Here is a 17,406-nt window from a genome sequence, read left to right on the forward strand (position 1 = left end):
GTCCTGCGCCTTGGCGTGCAGGATGAGGCGCGTCGAGTCCGCCTTCGGATCGCAGCCCACGATCAAAATGCGATGACCCATCTCGGCCAGAGCGGCCAGCGTGTTCTGGGACGTCGTCGACTTGCCGATGCCCCCTTTGCCGTAAAATGCGATTTGCCGTAGTGACGACATGTCTGTCTCCTCTTGGGCCCCTACTCATTGCCGCAGCTCTCTCGCGGCGCCTTGCTTCGCTGCCGAGTTAGAGAAGGACTCCCAGTAAGAGGTTCTCTTCGACGGCCCTCGATTCTCGAGCCGGTCCGTCTTTCGCAATGTCCATGCCAGCACTTGCTGAGTTCGATTGCAAAATTAATACCTCTTAAAAACAATTAGTTGATGAAGGCCATCGACGGGTTGTGCGATGTCAAAAAGCTAACAACGATGTGATGTGGACGACAAAGTTATTGCCGACGGCGGTCGACGCTTTTTGTGATCTTTTTCGTCGTCGTAGCGTCGTTCGCAAAGGCTTCCTTGAGAGAGCCGGCGCGATGACGAGCCTTGAGGCGTGGCGCAAATGATGTGCGTTTCCGCTCGCGGTTGGAGCCGCACGTCCGCCTTTCCCGCACCAGACCGTTTGGCTGTGAAAGGTTCGGCATCGTCAAAAACGCCAAATGGCAACATTGTTGCTTCCAGAGTCGATCCGGCGAGTCGCGCGCTTACGACAAACCGCGGCGGCTTACAGACGCGGTTGGAGCATAAGACACAATGTCAGCAGTCATCAGCCTGCAGGATCGCGGCGTTGTCGAAATTGCCGGGGCCGACGCGACGAAATTCTTGCATAATCTCGTCACCAACGACATCGCCAAACTCGCCCCCGGCGAAGCCCGCTTTAGCGCGCTGCTGGCGCCGCAGGGCAAGATATTGGTCGACTTCCTGGTCTTCGTCGAAGGCGAGGGCGAGACGCGCCGCTATTTGCTCGATTGCCCGAGCAGCTTGGAGCCGGATCTCCTGCGCCGCCTCGGCATGTACAAATTGCGCGCGTCGGTGAGCGTCACATCCAAAAGCGACGAACTCGCAGCCTTCGCCGTTCTCGGCGAGGCGCGACCCGAAATTCCCGCGCTGGCGATCGCGCGGGACCCGCGCTCCGCGACGCTGGGCTGGCGGCTGATCGCGCCGCGCGGCACAAAGGCGGAAGACGCCCGCGAAGACTATGAGGCGGCGCGCATCGCCGCGGGCGTGCCGCAAGGCGGGGTTGATTTCGCCTATGGCGCCGCATTTCCGCACGAAGCCAACATGGACCTGCTCGCCGGCGTTGATTTCACCAAGGGATGCTATATCGGCCAGGAAGTGGTCTCGCGCACGAAGCATCGCAATCTCGCGCGCAAGCGCGTGACCCCTTACCATGTGGAAGGTGAAGCTCCAGCGCCGGGAACAAAAGTCATGGCGGGCGAGATCGAAATCGGCGTGGCGGGCTCGCACAGCGGCGATCGGGGCCTTGCATTGATCCGCCTGGACAGGCTCGCCGACGCTATGGCGGCCGGAACGGTCCTGACTGCCGGCGGCGCGTCCTTGGAATTCGTTGTGGAGCGGGCAGCGAGTTGAAGCCGGCTTAAAACTGATGCGGCGGCGCGGCGGCGCCGATGGCGCGACGTCGTCGGCAGGCGGTCATCCCTTCAATGCTTCGCCCGCGAGACGCTCGCGGGCGGCTTCCGCGACGAGTGGATCGCTGTCATTGATCAAATGTCCGATTTCTTCCACGTTCAGTCTGGTCGCGACGTAATGGCGCACACGCCAATCGACGTCATCTCTCAAATCCGACAATTGTTCGGGCGTCATCCTTTGCGCCGCTTCAAGGCGCACTTCGGCGTTCGAATCTCGACACATTCGCCCGAGCCACTGAACGTCGATCCGTTGCGCGACGATACGCCGGACTTCCACTTCCGGGTCATCGAACATCATCACCAGCAGCGCCGGCGCGACCTTCCGCGCGATGACGATCCGCACGTAATAATCCTCATCCTGCATCATCGGCAGAAGGTCTGGATCATCGAGCAGCGTGGCGACGCGGATGCGCACTTCGCGATGCGGATCTTTGCGCAATTCGCATTGATAGCGCGCAGGCAATCGCCGCACGGCTTCCCTGCGCACGGTTTCATCGGGATCCGACAATAAGCGCGGCAAGAGAAACGGATTGGCGAATTTCGCCGCTATGGCGCGCACTTCGAAATGTGGATGCGAGAGGTAGCCGTCGGCGAGCTCGGGATTCCAATTGAAGAAGCGATCGATGCGCCGCGCATATCGGTCGTGTACGCAGGCTTTGCGCAATTCGCATCGCCCGGCGGCCAGCAGGTCTCCATGCGCGCAGTTCGCACAGTCGACATCCAAACCGCGCCAGTCGCGCGCTTCATCGATCTCACGCGTCATCTTCGAGGCCGATTCTATCGAGAACGCCGAGAAGAACCTTGGCGCCAATCTTGTCAGTTGGATCGAGTTCGAGAAGCTTGGCGATGGCGATCCGGCTTTCCTCGAACTCGCCCAGGCGCATCTGCAGATAGGCGTAGCCCTTCAAGGTAAACAGAAAGAACCGCGGCAGCATTTCGTCATAGCGATCAAAAACCGCGTCCTGCGCCGAGGCGCGTCGCCAATCCCGCGGCATGTTGTTTTCGCGCGCGGCTTTTTCGAGACAGCGATTGGCGATCTCCAATGCTTCCCGCAATCTGCCTTTGTAAAAGTAAAAGCGATAGAAGCCGATCAGCACCGCGGCGTGATCCGGCGCCCATTGCTGGGCCTGGCGTAAGTAACGCTCCGCCGTTTCAGAGTCGGCGTAGGTTTCGCTGGCGAGATGCAGAAACTCTTCGGCCTCCAGCGGCAGGCCCTCGCCAAGCAGCGCCCCGGCGAGAAGTTCCTTCTCGTCGGGGCTTAGAGCGGCTTGCTCGCCATTCACCATGACGCGCGCCTTTAATGGACATGCTCCACCACGGGCCCGCCGGTGCTCTTGCACGATCCCGTGTTCTTTGGATCGTGAAAGACGAGCCCCCCGCTCGAAGAGGAATCGGCGAAATCGATCGTGACGCCATCGAGCAGCAGGCGGCTTTCGGCCGGCAGGAAGAACTTCACGCCTTCGACGACGAATTCCTGATCGCCGGCGCGCGGCGCGGCTTCGACGTCAAACAGCGCGCTGAGCCCCGAGCATCCCCCTGGCGACACCATCAAGCGAAAGCCGCCCCCTGGATTGACGCTGAACTGGATCATTCGCCGGATAAATTTTTGTGCGGCCGGCGTAAGCGTAAATTTCATTGCAGGCCTCCTCAAGCCGGCGCTTGGTAACGCGGATAGGCATTGTCGATCACGCAAGTGTTGTCGACCGGGCAGACGGCCGCGCATTGCGGCGCGTCAAAATGGCCGATGCATTCCGTGCATTTCTTGGGATCGATGACGAATGTGCCGTTCTTCTCGGTGATCGCCACATTCGGGCATTCCGGCTCGCAGGCCGAACAGCTCGTGCACTGCGACGCGATGATCTTAAGCGTCATGTCTTGCTCCTTAGCTTGGTTCCTTGACGCATGTCTCAGGCCGCGTTGATGAGCGCGCCCTGACGGATTTCGGCGTCGCCGCGCTCCTGATGTTCGATTTCGCCGCTGTTCACCTTGTCGAGGTAGGCCTTGAACCAGGCGATCGCCGACTTCTCGATGAACTCGTGGGCGAATTGATCGACGGGCTCGATCCCGGCCTTGATCAGGTCGTTCTTCGGGCAGCCGCCGATCTTCGCGACGAACACCGCATGGCAGTCGTTGATGGCGCGGATAACCGTCTCCAGACTGTCCTCGTCGCCATATCCGCCCTGGCAGTAGAGATCGACGCGGCGATGTCCGACGAATTTCGCGCCCGAGGTCGAGAGCTCGTAGACCTGGAACTCTTTGGCGTGACCGAAATGTTCGTTGATGAGGCCCGAACCCTTCGTCGCCACCGCGATCAGCAACTTGATGTCGCTCGCCGCGCCGGCCAGCGTCGCCAATTCTTCCTGCTTCGCGGCCACCTTGGCGACGCGCTCTTCTTCAACCTTCTCTTGATAGGCCTTGCGGGACTCGAGATCGTAATCGACCTCCATCGCCATGATCTTTTCCGTGGTGAACTCAGCGCTGCGATCCTCGCCCAGCAGGCCAACCGCGTCGGCGCGGCACTGGCGGCAGTGGCGCATCATATTCATCTCGCCTTCACAGCTGTCCTGCAGCGCCTTCAGCTCTTGCGCCGACGGACCGCGCTGGCCGTTGAGGCCGAACACCGTGCCGTGCTCCGGAGCCGAGATCAGCGGCATGATGTTGTGCAAGAACGCGCCGCGAGATTTGACGGCCTTGTTCACTTCGACGAGGTGCTTGTCGTTGATCCCGGGGATCATCACCGAATTCACCTTGCACAGAATGCCGCGCTCGGTGAGCATTTCCAGGCCCTGCAGCTGGCGGTCGGTGAGGAGCTTCGCCGCTTCGACGCCGGTGTAGCGCTTATGCTTCCAGAACACCCAGGGATAGATCTTGGCGCCGATTTCCGGATCAACCATGTTGATGGTGATCGTCACGTGATCGACGTTGTAGCCGGCGATCGTGTCGACGTGATCCGGCAATGCGAGGCCATTGGTCGACAGGCAGAGCTTGATATCCGGCGCGGTGCGCGAGATCAGATCGAATGTCTTGAAGGTTTTTTCCGGATTGGCGAGTGGATCGCCCGGGCCAGCGATGCCCAGAACCGTCATCTGCGGAATGGTGGAGGCGACGGCCAAAACTTTCTTCGCGGCCTGCTCTGGGGTCAGCTTCTCGCTGACGACGCCGGGACGCGATTCATTGGCGCAATCATACTTGCGGTTGCAATAGTTGCACTGGATGTTGCAAGCGGGCGCGACGGCGACATGCATGCGCGCATAATGGTGGTGCGCCTCTTCGCTGTAGCAGGGGTGGTTCTTGACCTTCTCCCAAATCTCCGTCGGCAGGTCGCCCTCTCCGGCGCCAGAACCGCAGCTCGCCTTGCCGCTGCCGCCCGACGTGCCGCAACCCTTGTGCTCGGCGATCTTCTGCATCACGTCGCCCATGGCGACCGCCGCGTTCACCCCTTCAGCTGCCTCCGCCGTTCCCACATCCAGAGACGTCATGGCTTTGCTTCCTTCTATCGCTGCAAAGTCGCCTATGCCGACTCTCGGCTGAGACGCACCGTTGCATCTGTTTGTTGGAGGGATCGCAACAACCATGCCAGCGCCTCAACTAACAATTCCCTTTATTAATCAGAGATATAACGTGAACCAACAATGTAAATATTCAAACACGTCCCTACATTCTGTGTGGCGATGCTTGTTACAGATTCAACATCGTGGACAGGTTCGGTGGCGCTGGGCTGCTCATGCGCTGAGACGAGCATCTGCCGCATTATCCATGTCGAGGCATTTGCGCCGACGCCGCATTGTCCAGATAGACGAGCGGCTACCGTGGATTTTTACGTCCAGATCGGAGCGTCTCGACGCAACCGCGCGACGCCATATGATGCGTCGCTCACAGGTTTGGAATCTTTATCGCGTTCTCAGCCGCTCGGAAACGAGCGCCAATAGAGCGTCTCGAACGCTGCGATTCTCCACGGCGTCGATCACTTCCCCGACGAAGGCTTCCGTCAGCAGCGATTGGGCTTCCGCTTGGGGAATTCCGCGCGCCATCAGGTAGAAAATCAAGTTCTCGTCCAGCGCGCCGACGGTCGAACCATGTGCGCATTGCACGTCGTCGGCGAAGATTTCCAGCTCCGGCTTGCAGTTGGCCTGCGCCCCTTCGGACAACAACAGGGTACGGGCCATCATGCGCGCGTCGGTCTTTTGCGCGCCGGGCCGAACCAGGATCTTCCCCTGAAACACCGCCTGCGACGAGTCGTCCAGCACGGATTTGAACAGCGCCTTGCTTTCCGAACGTTCCGCCGCATGGTCGAAAAACAAGGTCGCGTCGGCGTGCTCCTTGCCCTTCAATATGTTGGCCCCGCGCAGGCCGGCATGGGCTCCCTGCCCGTTAATGTTGATGAAGGACTGGTTGCGCAACACGGCGCCGCCGAGATTGAACCCGAAGTCGCTCAGCCGGGCATCGGCGGCGAGCGAGGCGACGAAGGTCGAGACATGCATCGCCGCGGCGCCTTCGTGGCTGATCTTGAGCCGCTCGAGCGACGCGCCCTCTTCCAGCACAACCTCGGTCGCGGCGTTCACATGATATTCCTGCGCCGTTTCGCCCTCGAAGCTCTCGATCAGAGTCGCCCGCGCGCCTTTTTCAACGATGACGAGCGAGCGCAAGAAATAGGTCGCCGGCTGCGCACCCGCCACGAAAACCAATTGTATCGGCCTGTCCACGCATACGCCGGCGCCAACGCGAATGACGACGCCTTCGCCCATGAAAGCCGTGTTGAGCGCGAAGGCCGGATCGTCGACCTCGCCCACATTCCCGATCTGCGCGGTCGTCGCGGCGTCGCCTTTGGCCAAGGCCTCCGACAGCGACACGACGCTCAACCCTGCTTCCAAATCGCCAAGATCGGAAAGCGCCGGAACGAAATAGCCGCCGACGAAGACGAGCCGCCGCGCCGCGACTCCCTCAAGAACTGCCGTATTGCGCGCGCTTTGCTTCGCGCTATCTTCCGGCGGCGCGGCCAGGGGCTTCACGTCGCGCAGCAGAGCGCGCAAATCCGTGTATTTCCATGCCTCATCCCGTCGGTTGGGCAGGCCCGTCTTGGCAAAGGCGTCGAAGGCGGCGGTGCGCAGCTTGGCAAGTTGCGGCGCGCCGGCGCTTTGCTGCATGGCGAAGATTTCCGCCAGCCGAGCCTCGGCGTCGGTGAGTTTGCGCGCGGGAGTGATCGGTGCGTTGCCCATGACTTAAGCCGCCTCGCTTTGATAGCGCGCGTAGCCCGTTTCTTCGAGCTCCAGGGCAAGTTCCTTCCCGCCGGTCCGCACGATTCGGCCAGCCGACTGCACATGAACGACATCCGGCGTGATGTAATCGAGCAGACGCTGATAATGGGTGATCACAACGATGCCGCGGTCCTTCGAGCGCAATTGATTGACGCCGTTGGAGACGACTTTCAGCGCGTCGATGTCGAGTCCAGAGTCGGTCTCATCCAGGATACACAGCTTGGGTTCAAGCAGCATCATCTGCAGCGTCTCGGCCCGCTTCTTCTCACCGCCCGAGAAGCCGACGTTCACCGGACGCCGCAGCATCTCCATGTCCATGTCGAGAATCTTGGCGAGTTCCTTGACGCGCTTGATCAGATCGGGCGAAGACATTTCCTCCTCGCCGCGTTTCTTGCGCTGCGCGTTGAGCGCGGCGCGCAAGAAGGTCATCGTAGCGACGCCCGGCACCTCCAGCGGATATTGAAAGGCGAGGAACAGACCGGCCGCGGCGCGTTCATCGACGCTCATCTGTGACAGATCGGCGCCGGCGAGCAGCGCCTGCCCCTCGGTGATTTTATAACCGGGCCGGCCGGAGAGCACATAGGACAGCGTCGATTTGCCCGAGCCGTTCGGCCCCATGATCGCATGCACCTCACCCGCCTTCACGGTGAGGTCATAGCCGTTCAGGATCTGCTTCCCGGCAATCTCGGCCTTGAGGTCGCGAATTTCCAGTAGCGCCGTCATTCCACCACTCCCACTCTATAGAGGCGTCAGCCGACGCTGCCTTCGAGACTGACCGAGATCAGCTTTTGCGCTTCGACCGCGAATTCCATCGGCAGTTGCTGCAACACGTCGCGCACGAACCCATTGACCACCAGCGCGGTCGCGTCTTCCTGCGATAGTCCGCGCTGCATGCAGTAGAACAAGACGTCCTCCGAGATTTTCGAGGTCGTCGCCTCATGCTCGAACACGCAGGACGGGTTCTTCGCTTCGATGTAGGGGATCGTGTGCGCGCTGCAGGCGTCGCCGATGAGCAGCGAGTCGCAATTCGTGAAATTGCGGGCGCCCTCCGCCTTGCGATGCGCCGAGACGAGGCCGCGATAGGCGTTTGACGAGCGGCCGGCGGAAATGCCCTTGGAGATGATACGGCTCGTCGTGCCCTTGCCGAGATGGATCATCTTGGTGCCGGAGTCGACCTGCTGGCGACCGTTGGAGATCGCGATGGAGTAAAATTCGCCGCGCGAGTTATCGCCGCGCAACACGCAGCTCGGATATTTCCAGGTGATCGCCGAGCCGGTCTCGACCTGCGTCCAGCTGATCTTCGAATTGGCGCCGCGGCAATCGCCGCGCTTCGTCACGAAATTATAGATTCCGCCCTTGCCGTTCTCGTCGCCCGGATACCAATTCTGCACGGTCGAATATTTGATTTCGGCGTCGTCGAGCGTCACGAGTTCGACCACCGCCGCGTGCAACTGGTTCTCGTCGCGCTTGGGCGCGGTGCAGCCTTCGAGATAGCTAACGTAGGACCCGCGGTCGGCGATGATGAGCGTCCGCTCGAACTGCCCAGTATTCTTTTCGTTGATCCGAAAATAGGTCGACAATTCCATCGGGCAGCGCACGCCCGGCGGGATGTAGACGAAAGAGCCGTCCGAAAACACCGCGCTGTTCAGCGTCGCAAAATAATTATCAGAAGTGGGCACCACGGTGCCGAGATATTTGCGCACCAGTTCGGGATGCTCGCGCAGCGCCTCCGAGATCGGGCAGAAGATCACCCCGACCTTCTTCAGCTCCTCCTTGAATGTCGTTGCGACGGAGACCGAGTCGAATACCGCGTCGACGGCGACGCGCGGGCGCTCTTCGCCCTCCGGTCGTTCGACGCCGGCGAGAATTTCGCGCTCATGCAGCGGAATGCCGAGTTTTTCGTATGTGCGCAGCAGCTCCGGGTCGACTTCGTCGAGCGATTTCGGACCCGCCGTCGATTTCGGCGCCGCATAATAATAGAGATCCTGATAGTCGATCGCCGGGTAGTCAACGCGCGCCCATTTCGGCTCGGTCATCGTCAGCCAGCGGCGATAGGCTTCGAGCCGCCATTCGAGCATCCATTCCGGCTCGTCCTTCTTCGCTGAGATGAAGCGGATCACCTCTTCGGAAAGACCCTTCGGGGCGAGGTCGGACTCGATGTCGGTGACGAAGCCGTATTTATATTGATCAGCGCCGACACGGCGAACCTGTTCAACTGTCTCTTGCACCGCCGCCATTTCGCTCTCCGTTCACTGTTGCGCTTCGTCCAGGCGCGCCTGGACGAGGCGCCTCACTTCCGGATCAGGATCGTCGCGCAGACGCGCCAGCAATTCCGTCCCGCATCGCTCCGCCACCAGGAAGCGGACTCGTAAATCGTCGTCGGCGACGAGCAGCCCCAGCTGCGCCGGCGCCAACCGCTCTGCAATAATCATGCGCACGCGGGGTTCGGGATCGCGCGCCATGGCCGGAAGCTTGTCGAGGGCAATCCGGCGCGCCGCTTCGCATCGCACCTGCGGATCGTCATCGCTCGTCGCGCCGGCGAGGATATCGGGCGGCGCGCGGCGCGCCGCGATCAGGCGCACGCCGCTGTCTTCATCGAAGAGCAGCTTCACGAGGCAAGCGCCCTCGACTCGCTGGGCCATCGCCATGCGCACCTTGCGGTCGCAGTCTCCGATCAGTTTTTCGGCGAGTCGCAACGGCAGACGTTGCGCCACCATGGCTCTGACGTCCGGCTCCTCGTCATCGATCAGCGCGCCCAACTGAAAGACGCTCGCATATTTCACCGCGCCGACGCGCAGTTCAAAATAGGGATGATCGAGATATTTCGCAGATTCTTGCGGACTCGCGGCGAAGAACCTGTCTATGCGGCGGGCCCTTCGGTCGCGCACGCAAATCTGGCCGAGATCACAAAGGCCTTTCTCGCGAATCTCCCCATGCGGACAATCGCGGCAGGACAGGAAGTTTCCAAGCCAGTCGACGGCGTCCATGCGATCCATGCGATGCATCGCCCCGCTCGGCCGCACTTAGAGCGCTATGCCGGCACACATGTGTTTTCGACGGGGCAGACGACCGCACATTGCGGCGAGTCGAAATGCCCCTCGCACTCGGTGCATTTCTTCGGGTCGATGATGTACATGTCGTTCTTGAGGCGGATCGCCGCATTGGGACATTCGAATTCGCAAGCCCCGCACACGGTGCATTGTGAGGCGATAATTTTGTACGCCATGTCGCGATTCCTCATGGATTCACTGCAAGCTTTTCCACTCCCTTCAAATCGCATGCCAGTCGCGAACCCCGCCTGTTTGCCTCCAACGGCAAGCCGCGGGATGAAGCAGACGATCGCATGCCCGCCTGCAAACTCGCGGGCGAAGGCCGGTTTGGTCCGTCCCCCTCCGGGCGCGTTCGTTGAACCCTTCGGGTGGAACGAAGCAGCCCGCTTGGCCGCATGAACTGAACAAATGTTGTAAATGCGACAATCGCTGGATGCGGTCAGATGCGCTTTATTTCGATGTTGTATTTCTTCAGCGCATAATTGACCTGGCGCAGCGACAGGCCGAGCAGACGCGCAGCCTTGGCCTGGACCCAGGCGGCCTTCTCCATGCCTTCGATGAGGCGCTCGCGGTCGATCATCTTGCGGGAGGACGCAAACCCGTCGCCCTCCTCCTCCCCGGCAACGCCCAGCCGCGACGAGGTCTCCTTGTCGAAGGTGGGAGCCGACGCCGCTGCGCCGCGGCTCGCCGCGGCGATCTCCTCAGGCGGAGCCGGGGCGCGCAAGGCGGCCGGTTCGGGATGCGCATGCGGATAGGCGCCGCTGGCGCTGCTGGTCCACAGCAAGGCCGAGAGGCATTTGCCGGAGGCGCAGGCGAAATCATGATCGACGATGGTTTCGTCGCGCGCCAAAGTCGCCGTGCGGCGCACGCAATTTTCCAGTTCGCGCACGTTGCCCGGGAAGTAGCAGCGTTGCAGCGTCTCAATGGCGCTCGCCGAGAGTTCGTGCTTTTGATCGTTTTCGCTGTTGAACGTCTCGATGAAATTCTGCGCCAGCAGCGAAACGTCGCCAGGCCGTTCGCGCAGCGGCGGCAGGAACACCGGCACGACGCTGATGCGATAATAGAGGTCGGCGCGGAATTCGCCCTTGTCGACGGCCTCTTCCAGATTCTTGTTGGTCGCGAAAACGAATCGGACATTGACCTTCAAGGTCTTGGACCCACCAACCCGCTCGAATTCGCCTTCCTGCAGCACACGCAGCAGCTTCGCCTGGAAGGCGGGAGAGATTTCGCCGATTTCGTCGAGCAGCAGCGTGCCGCCATTGGCCAGTTCGAAGCGACCCGCACGCTGCGCGACGGCGCCCGTGAAAGCGCCGCGTTCATGACCGAACAACTCCGACTCGAGAACGCTTTCGGGCAGCGCGGCGCAGTTCAGCTTAACGAAGGGCTTGGCGCTGCGGCGGGACAGGTCGTGCACCGCGCGCGCAAAAAGTTCCTTGCCTGTGCCGCTCTCGCCGCGCAGCAGCACGGTCGAATTGGACTTCGCGACGATGGCGATGGTGTCGAGCACTTCCATGATCGCCGGGCTCTCGCCGATGATGCCGGCGACGTCGGGCCGCTCTCCACGAATCTCCTTCGGCAGGCACGAGACCAGCGCCTTCTCCAGCGTGCTGCATTCGTTCAGCAGCCGCTGCCGGTCGGCCGAAAACATGCGGTGCAGCTTCACCGTTTGGCCGATCAGATTGGCGATCATCGTCAATAAGCGCAGATCGGCGTCGAAAGCGTAGGAGATCCAATCTTCTGACGTGCGATTGATCGACAACGTCCCAACGACGCGGCTATCGCTCTTGATCGCAACGGCAAGGAAGGAGACTTTCGCGCCGACCGCCCGGGTGATCGTCCCTGCGGCCGTCGCGAATAAGGGGTCGCGGGACACGTCCTCGACAATGACAGGCATGGCGGTGGCGACAAGCCGGTCGATCACTTTGGCTGGCAGCGTGTCAAGCGGCTTGCCGCCGTCGTGGCTGGTCCAACCCGAGGTCGCGACGATCTCCGGATTGCCATGCTGATCGAGGATCGTGATCATCCCCAATTTCATGTCGAGGAAGGAGCTGAGCACGGCGACGACATTGCCCAGCGTCTGCTCGAGGCGGGCCGGCGCGGTCAGGATTTTTGAGATTTCATAAATGCCGAGCAGCGCCGTATCGGCGGACGGGGGTCTCGCCCGCGGCGGCTTTGCCGCCACGCCTTCCGTGAGCATAGAGCGTGAAGTGGCTACGTCGTCCATGGCCGCCTTCCTCGAACAGCCACCGTCAGCCCGAAGCCAGGGTTTCCGTTCGCACATGCGAGGATCGATTCCGATCGTCTCACGCGGTTCATAGTTTGTTTTATGCAAGAACCACGCAAAGCAGCGCCGTGTCGCCCCAGCGCAGCGCGCGATGTCGGGTTTGCGACAAGGGCGGCGCGGTAACGGCCGAAGCGTGACATTCGCGCGACGTTTTGTTGAGGTTGCGACATGGCCGTGTCATGCGCATCGATTACACGCTGCCCTGCGCCAATTCCTCGATCACCTTCCAGCCGACGCTGCCCTGCGGATCGGCGCGGGAGAGGATATCGAGATATTCCATTGCGGTGTCGCTGCGACCGCGCTTCAATTCGATGAAGCTCAGCGCCTTCAGCGTATAGAGAGCGAAGCGCGCCGGCCCGTCATGCGCCTCGGCCGTCGCCGGCCACGCCGTAGGATCGCTCGGCCAACCCGCCTGACGCGTGGCCTCCTTCATGCCTTGCGCGGCGACGTCAGCGGCGTAGTCGAGACTGCCCATATAGGTGTGGATTTTGTAGAGGCAGTAATAGGGCGCCAGCTCCTGCGGCGTCAGCGCCAACGCCTGCTTGAACAGGTTGTCGGCCTTCTCACGGTCGGTCCGATAGGCGACGACGCCCTGCTGCAGGAGATCGTTGGTCTTTGGGTCGAGTTCGCCGAAGTTCACGACGTCAGCGTCGGCGCGCAAAGTGTTCATGGCCGGCTCAAAGCAATCACCGAGCCACATAGCGAGAGACATCGTAGTCGGCGATTCGCAAAACGCATCGCCGACTTTCGCGCCGGCGACGACGCCGACGCCGACGGCGGTATGATCATTAGCAAGAAGACAGTCTGGCGAAATCGCGCTGCGCTGCGACGACCACGCCATCCACGCTTATCAGAGGTCGGATGTCTTCGGCGGGCATTGGCATGGCGCTTTTCTAATCGCCTGAGCGCTTCTTGCCTCATTCAAAAGCAATTTCACTGACTCTTCGCGCAAAACGAGGGTCAACGACGCACAAATGGCACGCAGTTTGCGTGCGCGCCGGGCACGCGGGAGTCGCCCGAACGCCAAGGCGCGAAACGCGGACATAACCAAGCAAATGAAAAAGGGCCAGGAATGATACGCGAATTCCGCTACAAGGGGGAAACCTTCCGGGTGAATGCGCATGGCTCTCCCGGCCATGAGGAAGTGTTTATCATCCATTTGATCGATGACGAGGAGATGGGTGAAATCTCGATCGACCGCATGACCGAGGAAAACGACAGAGACGCGCCGATCGACGCCATTTGCATCATGCTCTGCGACAAGCTGATCGCCGAACAGGACATCGCCTGCGCTGACGCCGACGGGGCTTTCGTCTGGGTGGAAGGCAAGCGCATCCGCGACGTGCTCCCGAGCAACGAAGTCGCCCCACATTGACCAACGCGCGGCGCCAATGAGCCGATCAAGGCGGAACCAGGCGCCGCGCGCGATTCTCGCATCCCGGAAACGACTCTTCCCACCACCGCGCCGCTTTGCTCAACGAACCCCCTCGCCTGCGGCGTAGCGGCGAAATCCTCCAGCAGCGAATGGCGCTCGACGTCCGGCAGCCGTATGTAATCCGCACACGGAGGACCGCTCCATGAGCGTCGAGCGCAATCGGCTCGGTCAAGAGACCAGCCCCTATTTGTTGCAGCACCAGCACAATCCGGTGCACTGGCAGGCTTGGAGCGCGGAAACGCTCGCGCTCGCCAAGCAGACGGGCAAACCGATATTGCTCTCGTCCGGCTACGCCGCCTGTCATTGGTGCCATGTGATGGCGCATGAATCGTTCGATGACCCCGAAATCGCGGCGTTGATGAATGAATCTTTCATCAATGTGAAGGTGGATCGCGAAGAACGGCCGGACGTCGACTATTTGTATCAGCAGGCCCTGATGATGATGGGCCAGCGCGGCGGTTGGCCTCTGACGATGTTTCTCACGCCTGATGGCCGGCCCTTCTGGGGCGGCACATATTTTCCGCCCTTTGCGCAGGGCGGAAGACCCGGATTCGCCGAGCTTTTAAAAACCATCGCGGAGCTGTGGCGCACGCGCGCGAATGCGATCGAACATAATGTCGCCGAGCTCAGCGCGGGACTGGCCAGCCTGTCCGAAACGATTCCCGGAGAGCCGGTCTCTCCCCACCTCGTCGAGAGCATTTGCGCGCAGTTGGAGCAACGGCTCGATTACGTCAACGGCGGCTTCGGGGCGGCGCCAAAATTTCCGCAGCCGTCCAGCCTGGACTTTCTCTGGAGGGCCTGGAAGCGAACGGGTCGCGAGTCATTGCGGCAAGCCGTCGTTTTGACGCTCGATCATATCTCGCAAGGCGGCGTCTACGACCATTTGGGCGGCGGCTTCGCCCGCTACTCGACCGACAATCGATGGCTCGTGCCGCATTTTGAAAAAATGCTCTACGACAACGCTCAGCTGATCGAACTGCTGACGGAGGTCTGGCAAGACGAACGGCGTGAACTGTATCGCCTGCGCGTGACAGAGACAATCGAGTGGATGACGCGCGAGATGCGCGCGCCAGGCGGCGGGTTCGCCAGCAGTCTCGACGCCGACAGCGAAGGCGAAGAAGGCAAGTTCTACGCGTGGAGCGAAACCGAAATACGAGACGCGCTGGGCGCGCGCGCGCCGGTCTTCGAGCGCGCCTATGGCGTCAGCCGCGAAGGCAACTGGGAACACGGCAAATCCGTTCTCAATCGCCTCGGATCAATGGAGCTGCTGGAAGAGGAGACCGAGGCGGCGCTGGCGCGAGACCGCGCCGCCTTGTTCCTGGTGCGCGAGCGCCGCGTGAGGCCAGGATGCGACGATAAGGTTCTGGCGGACTGGAATGGATTGACGATCGCCGCCATCGCGAAGGCGGCTTGCGTGTTTGAACGTGGGGACTGGCTCGATATCGCCATCGAGGCCTTCAATTTCGTCAAGGACGCGATGACGACGAACGATGGTCGTCTGCTCCATTCGTGGCGATGCGGACGCGCACGTCATATGGCCGTCCTCGACGACTACGCCGCGATGTGCCGCGCGGCGCTGGCGCTCTATGAAGCAACTGGCGCGCCGTCCTATCTCGAATGCGGGCGGCGCTGGGTCGAACATGTGGAGCATCATTATCGCGATCGAACCGGCGGCTATTTTTATGCCGCCGACGACGCTGATACGCTGATCGCGCGCGTGAAAATCGCCGAGGATTCCGCCCTTCCCTCCGGCAATGGCATGATGCTGCAAGTGCTCGCGCAGCTCTATTATTTGACGGGCGAGAGCGTCTACCGGCAACGCGCCGAGGCGATCGCGGAGGATTTTGCCGGGACCATTCGTGAGCGCGTTCTTGGTTTTTCATCATTGCTGAACGGCATGGAAATGCTGCGAGAGGCCTTGCAGATTGTCGTGATTGGCGAATCGGACGCCGCGGATACGGCGGCGCTGAAACGGGTGATCTACGGAGTCAGTCGGCCCGGTCGGGTCTTGAATGTCATCGCGCCCGCGGCCACGCTGCCTCGCGCGCATCCGGCTTTCGGCAAAACCTTGCTCGGCGACCGCGCCACGGCTTATGTCTGCCGGGGAACGGTCTGCTCGCTGCCGATCGTCGAACCCGAAGCGCTCGCGGCGGCTCTCCGCGAGACCTGACGCACTTTAAGCGTCGCGGCGCCGCCTATTCGCGCCGCCATACGCTCGCCAGCCATGGCCGTTCGCCCGGCGGCGCGCCGCTGGGCCTGTAATAGTGTTCGACCTCGACGAAGCCCGCCGCCGACCCGAACGCTCGCCAGCTTTCGGGAGCGTGAAACACGCCATAGCGTTCATTGCTCCATCCTTCCTGATCCGCGCCATGCGGAATGGAGCTGAACAGGACGCCCCCCGGCTTTAAAGCGGCGTGGAGCGCGCGCAGGACGCGCGGCAATTCGCTGCGGGGCACGTGAAACAGCGACGCATTGGCGAAGACTCCGTCAAAGTGGCCTTCAGGAAGATCGAGCGCGAGAAAATCCTGCAGCCACACCTCGCAACGGCTGTGGATGCGCGCCATTTCGACGAAGCGCAGCGCTCCATCAAGCCCGATCGCGACATGGCCAAGCTCGGCGAGCGTCTTCAAATCGCGTCCGGGTCCGCAACCGAAATCCAGCAAGGTGAAAGGAGGCTCACCGCGAATATGGCTGAGCATCGCCGCGATATTTTGTGTGACGTCGTGGCTGCGCGTTCCCTCCCAGAACGCCTCGGCGCGCTGATTGTAATGTCGCAGCGTGCCGCCCGTGACCGCTTTCAAATCTTCCGAGCTTGGAGCCATTGTGGGGCCTCCGAACAATCGTCTCGCCATCGCCGACCCCGCGAACACGTCGCGCTGCCCCGCTGGGTTCGCACCTCGCCGATGTGGCGCAGGGAGCGACACTATCGGCTTGGAGCCTCGCGCGGGAGGACACGGCACATATGATGCTTGCCAGAGCGCAACTTTGGGAACAGCTGAAGCATCGGCGGTCCGTGGCGCGATTGAGACAATTCTACACCATACGGATCCGCGATGAATGAACAGGTGCGCGCCGTCCTGATCGAGCTCGAAGGCGCCGCCGTTCCGATGGCTTTCGTCACCGGGACCCTCACGCCGCTCGCGCAGGCCCGGCTTGGCGCCTTCATCGCGGAACATGCTTCGGACCCGGACGTGGAAGACGCCTTGGAGGAAACGGGGCGTCTCCTCGGCGGATTCGACTTGAAGCTCGAGGAAGCCGAAGCGCTGTTGCTGCGCTGGATGAAGCAGAATCGCAAGGCGACCCCGCTGAAGACGATACAGGGCCTGATCTGGCGCGAGAGCTATGAGGCAGGTTCGATCACATCTGAGCTTTATCCAGACGTTGCGGAATCGCTGAAATCATGGGCGGCATCGGGCCGTCGCCTGTTTGTTTACTCATCCAATTCGAGATTGGCGCAGCAACTCTTGCTGAGCCACAGCGCGTCGGGCGACCTCACAAGCCTGTTCGAGGAATTCTTCGACACGTCCATCGGTCAGAAAATCGAACCCGCCTCCTACCGTGCGATCTGTGAGCGTCTCGATTTGCCTTCCGGATCGGTGCTGGCGCTGTCGGGCGATGGGGAGGAATTGGACGCCGCCCAATCGGCGGGCCTTGCGACGACGCTCATCGCGCGACAAGGTCCCGCGGACAGTCGCCATGCGGTTTGTCCTGATTTCGCGTCACTGAATTTGGGGTCGTGACGCGC

The 17,406-nt window shown here is 61.5% G+C and carries 18 protein-coding genes; 4 read left to right on the plus strand and 14 right to left on the minus strand.

Annotation, left to right across the window (positions count from 1 at the left end):
- Positions 1–171, minus strand: a 171-nt coding sequence (locus tag ACR65W_RS00280; RefSeq protein ID WP_434502175.1) for an AAA family ATPase, incomplete at its 3' end; no start/stop codon positions are given.
- 570 nt (positions 172–741) lie between these two features.
- Between ACR65W_RS00280 and ACR65W_RS00285 the strand changes: the two genes are divergently transcribed.
- Entirely contained in the window at positions 742–1,578 is an 837-nt protein-coding gene (locus ACR65W_RS00285) for a YgfZ/GcvT domain-containing protein (RefSeq protein ID WP_434499202.1), read from the plus strand.
- A gap of 63 nt (positions 1,579–1,641) precedes the next feature.
- On the opposite strand, the gene ACR65W_RS00290 is transcribed toward ACR65W_RS00285, so the two are convergent.
- The 12 genes from ACR65W_RS00290 to ACR65W_RS00345 form a co-directional block, all read right to left on the minus strand.
- Positions 1,642–2,400, minus strand: a complete 759-nt coding sequence (locus ACR65W_RS00290; RefSeq protein WP_434499203.1) for a 4Fe4S-binding leucine-rich repeat protein — start codon at positions 2,398–2,400, stop codon at positions 1,642–1,644.
- Entirely contained in the window at positions 2,390–2,923 is a 534-nt protein-coding gene (locus ACR65W_RS00295) for a tetratricopeptide repeat protein (RefSeq protein WP_434499204.1), read from the minus strand. The genes ACR65W_RS00290 and ACR65W_RS00295 overlap by 11 nt, the downstream gene beginning before the upstream one ends.
- An 11-nt stretch (positions 2,924–2,934) precedes the next feature.
- Positions 2,935–3,273 (minus strand): HesB/IscA family protein, encoded by a 339-nt coding sequence (locus tag ACR65W_RS00300; protein WP_175094071.1) that lies wholly within the window; start codon positions 3,271–3,273, stop codon positions 2,935–2,937.
- 11 nt (positions 3,274–3,284) lie between these two features.
- A complete protein-coding gene (locus ACR65W_RS00305) occupies positions 3,285–3,509 on the minus strand; it encodes a 4Fe-4S binding protein (RefSeq protein WP_014892097.1) in 225 nt (74 codons plus the stop codon).
- A 35-nt stretch (positions 3,510–3,544) separates the two neighbouring features.
- Positions 3,545–5,056 carry a nitrogenase cofactor biosynthesis protein NifB gene (nifB, locus tag ACR65W_RS00310; RefSeq protein WP_123177378.1) on the minus strand — a complete coding sequence of 504 codons (1,512 nt, stop codon included), beginning with the start codon at positions 5,054–5,056 and terminating at the stop codon, positions 3,545–3,547.
- A 471-nt stretch (positions 5,057–5,527) separates the two neighbouring features.
- Positions 5,528–6,853, minus strand: coding sequence for a Fe-S cluster assembly protein SufD (sufD, locus tag ACR65W_RS00315; RefSeq protein WP_434502161.1), 1,326 nt, complete (start codon positions 6,851–6,853; stop codon positions 5,528–5,530).
- 3 nt (positions 6,854–6,856) lie between these two features.
- Positions 6,857–7,615, minus strand: coding sequence for a Fe-S cluster assembly ATPase SufC (gene sufC, locus ACR65W_RS00320; protein ID WP_018406747.1), 759 nt, complete (start codon positions 7,613–7,615; stop codon positions 6,857–6,859).
- Between the two features lie 26 nt (positions 7,616–7,641).
- Positions 7,642–9,129, minus strand: a complete 1,488-nt coding sequence (gene sufB, locus ACR65W_RS00325; RefSeq protein WP_434497255.1) for a Fe-S cluster assembly protein SufB — start codon at positions 9,127–9,129, stop codon at positions 7,642–7,644.
- 12 nt (positions 9,130–9,141) lie between these two features.
- Positions 9,142–9,897, minus strand: coding sequence for a 4Fe4S-binding leucine-rich repeat protein (locus ACR65W_RS00330; RefSeq protein WP_434499208.1), 756 nt, complete (start codon positions 9,895–9,897; stop codon positions 9,142–9,144).
- A 26-nt stretch (positions 9,898–9,923) separates the two neighbouring features.
- Positions 9,924–10,118 carry a 4Fe-4S binding protein gene (locus ACR65W_RS00335; RefSeq protein ID WP_434497257.1) on the minus strand — a complete coding sequence of 65 codons (195 nt, stop codon included), beginning with the start codon at positions 10,116–10,118 and terminating at the stop codon, positions 9,924–9,926.
- Between the two features lie 263 nt (positions 10,119–10,381).
- Positions 10,382–12,166: a nif-specific transcriptional activator NifA gene (gene nifA / locus ACR65W_RS00340; RefSeq protein WP_434499209.1), complete on the minus strand. Its 1,785-nt coding sequence runs from the start codon at positions 12,164–12,166 to the stop codon at positions 10,382–10,384.
- 250 nt (positions 12,167–12,416) lie between these two features.
- Positions 12,417–12,896, minus strand: coding sequence for a tetratricopeptide repeat protein (locus ACR65W_RS00345; protein WP_434499210.1), 480 nt, complete (start codon positions 12,894–12,896; stop codon positions 12,417–12,419).
- Between the two features lie 402 nt (positions 12,897–13,298).
- On the opposite strand from ACR65W_RS00345, the gene ACR65W_RS00350 reads away from it, so the two are divergent.
- Together ACR65W_RS00350 and ACR65W_RS00355 are read left to right on the plus strand one after the other, a co-directional pair.
- The gene (locus ACR65W_RS00350) at positions 13,299–13,601 is read left to right on the plus strand and encodes a hypothetical protein (protein ID WP_434499211.1); all 303 of its coding nucleotides are present in this window, start codon (positions 13,299–13,301) and stop codon (positions 13,599–13,601) included.
- Between the two features lie 202 nt (positions 13,602–13,803).
- Complete coding sequence (locus tag ACR65W_RS00355) at positions 13,804–15,831, plus strand: thioredoxin domain-containing protein (protein WP_434499212.1); 2,028 nt, start codon at positions 13,804–13,806, stop codon at positions 15,829–15,831.
- A 25-nt stretch (positions 15,832–15,856) separates the two neighbouring features.
- On the opposite strand, the gene ACR65W_RS00360 is transcribed toward ACR65W_RS00355, so the two are convergent.
- Positions 15,857–16,483, minus strand: a complete 627-nt coding sequence (locus ACR65W_RS00360) for a class I SAM-dependent methyltransferase (protein WP_434499213.1) — start codon at positions 16,481–16,483, stop codon at positions 15,857–15,859.
- Positions 16,484–16,714: 231 nt separating this feature from the next.
- On the opposite strand from ACR65W_RS00360, the gene mtnC reads away from it, so the two are divergent.
- A complete protein-coding gene (gene mtnC, locus ACR65W_RS00365; protein ID WP_434499214.1) occupies positions 16,715–17,401 on the plus strand; it encodes an acireductone synthase in 687 nt (228 codons plus the stop codon).
- The last annotated feature ends 5 nt before the right edge of the window (positions 17,402–17,406 follow it).

The sequence above is a fragment of the Methylocystis sp. genome, assembly GCF_051062815.1.
Taxonomy (GTDB): Bacteria; Pseudomonadota; Alphaproteobacteria; order Rhizobiales; family Beijerinckiaceae; genus Methylocystis.

Coding starts and splice junctions, on each gene's coding strand:
- ACR65W_RS00285 (WP_434499202.1), top strand. CDS start 742: ATGTCAGCAGTCATCAGCCTGCAGGATCGCGGCGTTGTCGAAATTGCC.
- ACR65W_RS00290 (WP_434499203.1), bottom strand. CDS start 2,400: ATGACGCGTGAGATCGATGAAGCGCGCGACTGGCGCGGTTTGGATGTC.
- ACR65W_RS00295 (WP_434499204.1), bottom strand. CDS start 2,923: ATGGTGAATGGCGAGCAAGCCGCTCTAAGCCCCGACGAGAAGGAACTT.
- ACR65W_RS00300 (WP_175094071.1), bottom strand. CDS start 3,273: ATGAAATTTACGCTTACGCCGGCCGCACAAAAATTTATCCGGCGAATG.
- ACR65W_RS00305 (WP_014892097.1), bottom strand. CDS start 3,509: ATGACGCTTAAGATCATCGCGTCGCAGTGCACGAGCTGTTCGGCCTGC.
- nifB (WP_123177378.1), bottom strand. CDS start 5,056: ATGGGCGACGTGATGCAGAAGATCGCCGAGCACAAGGGTTGCGGCACG.
- sufD (WP_434502161.1), bottom strand. CDS start 6,853: ATGGGCAACGCACCGATCACTCCCGCGCGCAAACTCACCGACGCCGAG.
- sufC (WP_018406747.1), bottom strand. CDS start 7,615: ATGACGGCGCTACTGGAAATTCGCGACCTCAAGGCCGAGATTGCCGGG.
- sufB (WP_434497255.1), bottom strand. CDS start 9,129: ATGGCGGCGGTGCAAGAGACAGTTGAACAGGTTCGCCGTGTCGGCGCT.
- ACR65W_RS00330 (WP_434499208.1), bottom strand. CDS start 9,897: ATGCATCGCATGGATCGCATGGACGCCGTCGACTGGCTTGGAAACTTC.
- ACR65W_RS00335 (WP_434497257.1), bottom strand. CDS start 10,118: ATGGCGTACAAAATTATCGCCTCACAATGCACCGTGTGCGGGGCTTGC.
- nifA (WP_434499209.1), bottom strand. CDS start 12,166: ATGGACGACGTAGCCACTTCACGCTCTATGCTCACGGAAGGCGTGGCG.
- ACR65W_RS00345 (WP_434499210.1), bottom strand. CDS start 12,896: ATGAACACTTTGCGCGCCGACGCTGACGTCGTGAACTTCGGCGAACTC.
- ACR65W_RS00350 (WP_434499211.1), top strand. CDS start 13,299: ATGATACGCGAATTCCGCTACAAGGGGGAAACCTTCCGGGTGAATGCG.
- ACR65W_RS00355 (WP_434499212.1), top strand. CDS start 13,804: ATGAGCGTCGAGCGCAATCGGCTCGGTCAAGAGACCAGCCCCTATTTG.
- ACR65W_RS00360 (WP_434499213.1), bottom strand. CDS start 16,483: ATGGCTCCAAGCTCGGAAGATTTGAAAGCGGTCACGGGCGGCACGCTG.
- mtnC (WP_434499214.1), top strand. CDS start 16,715: ATGAATGAACAGGTGCGCGCCGTCCTGATCGAGCTCGAAGGCGCCGCC.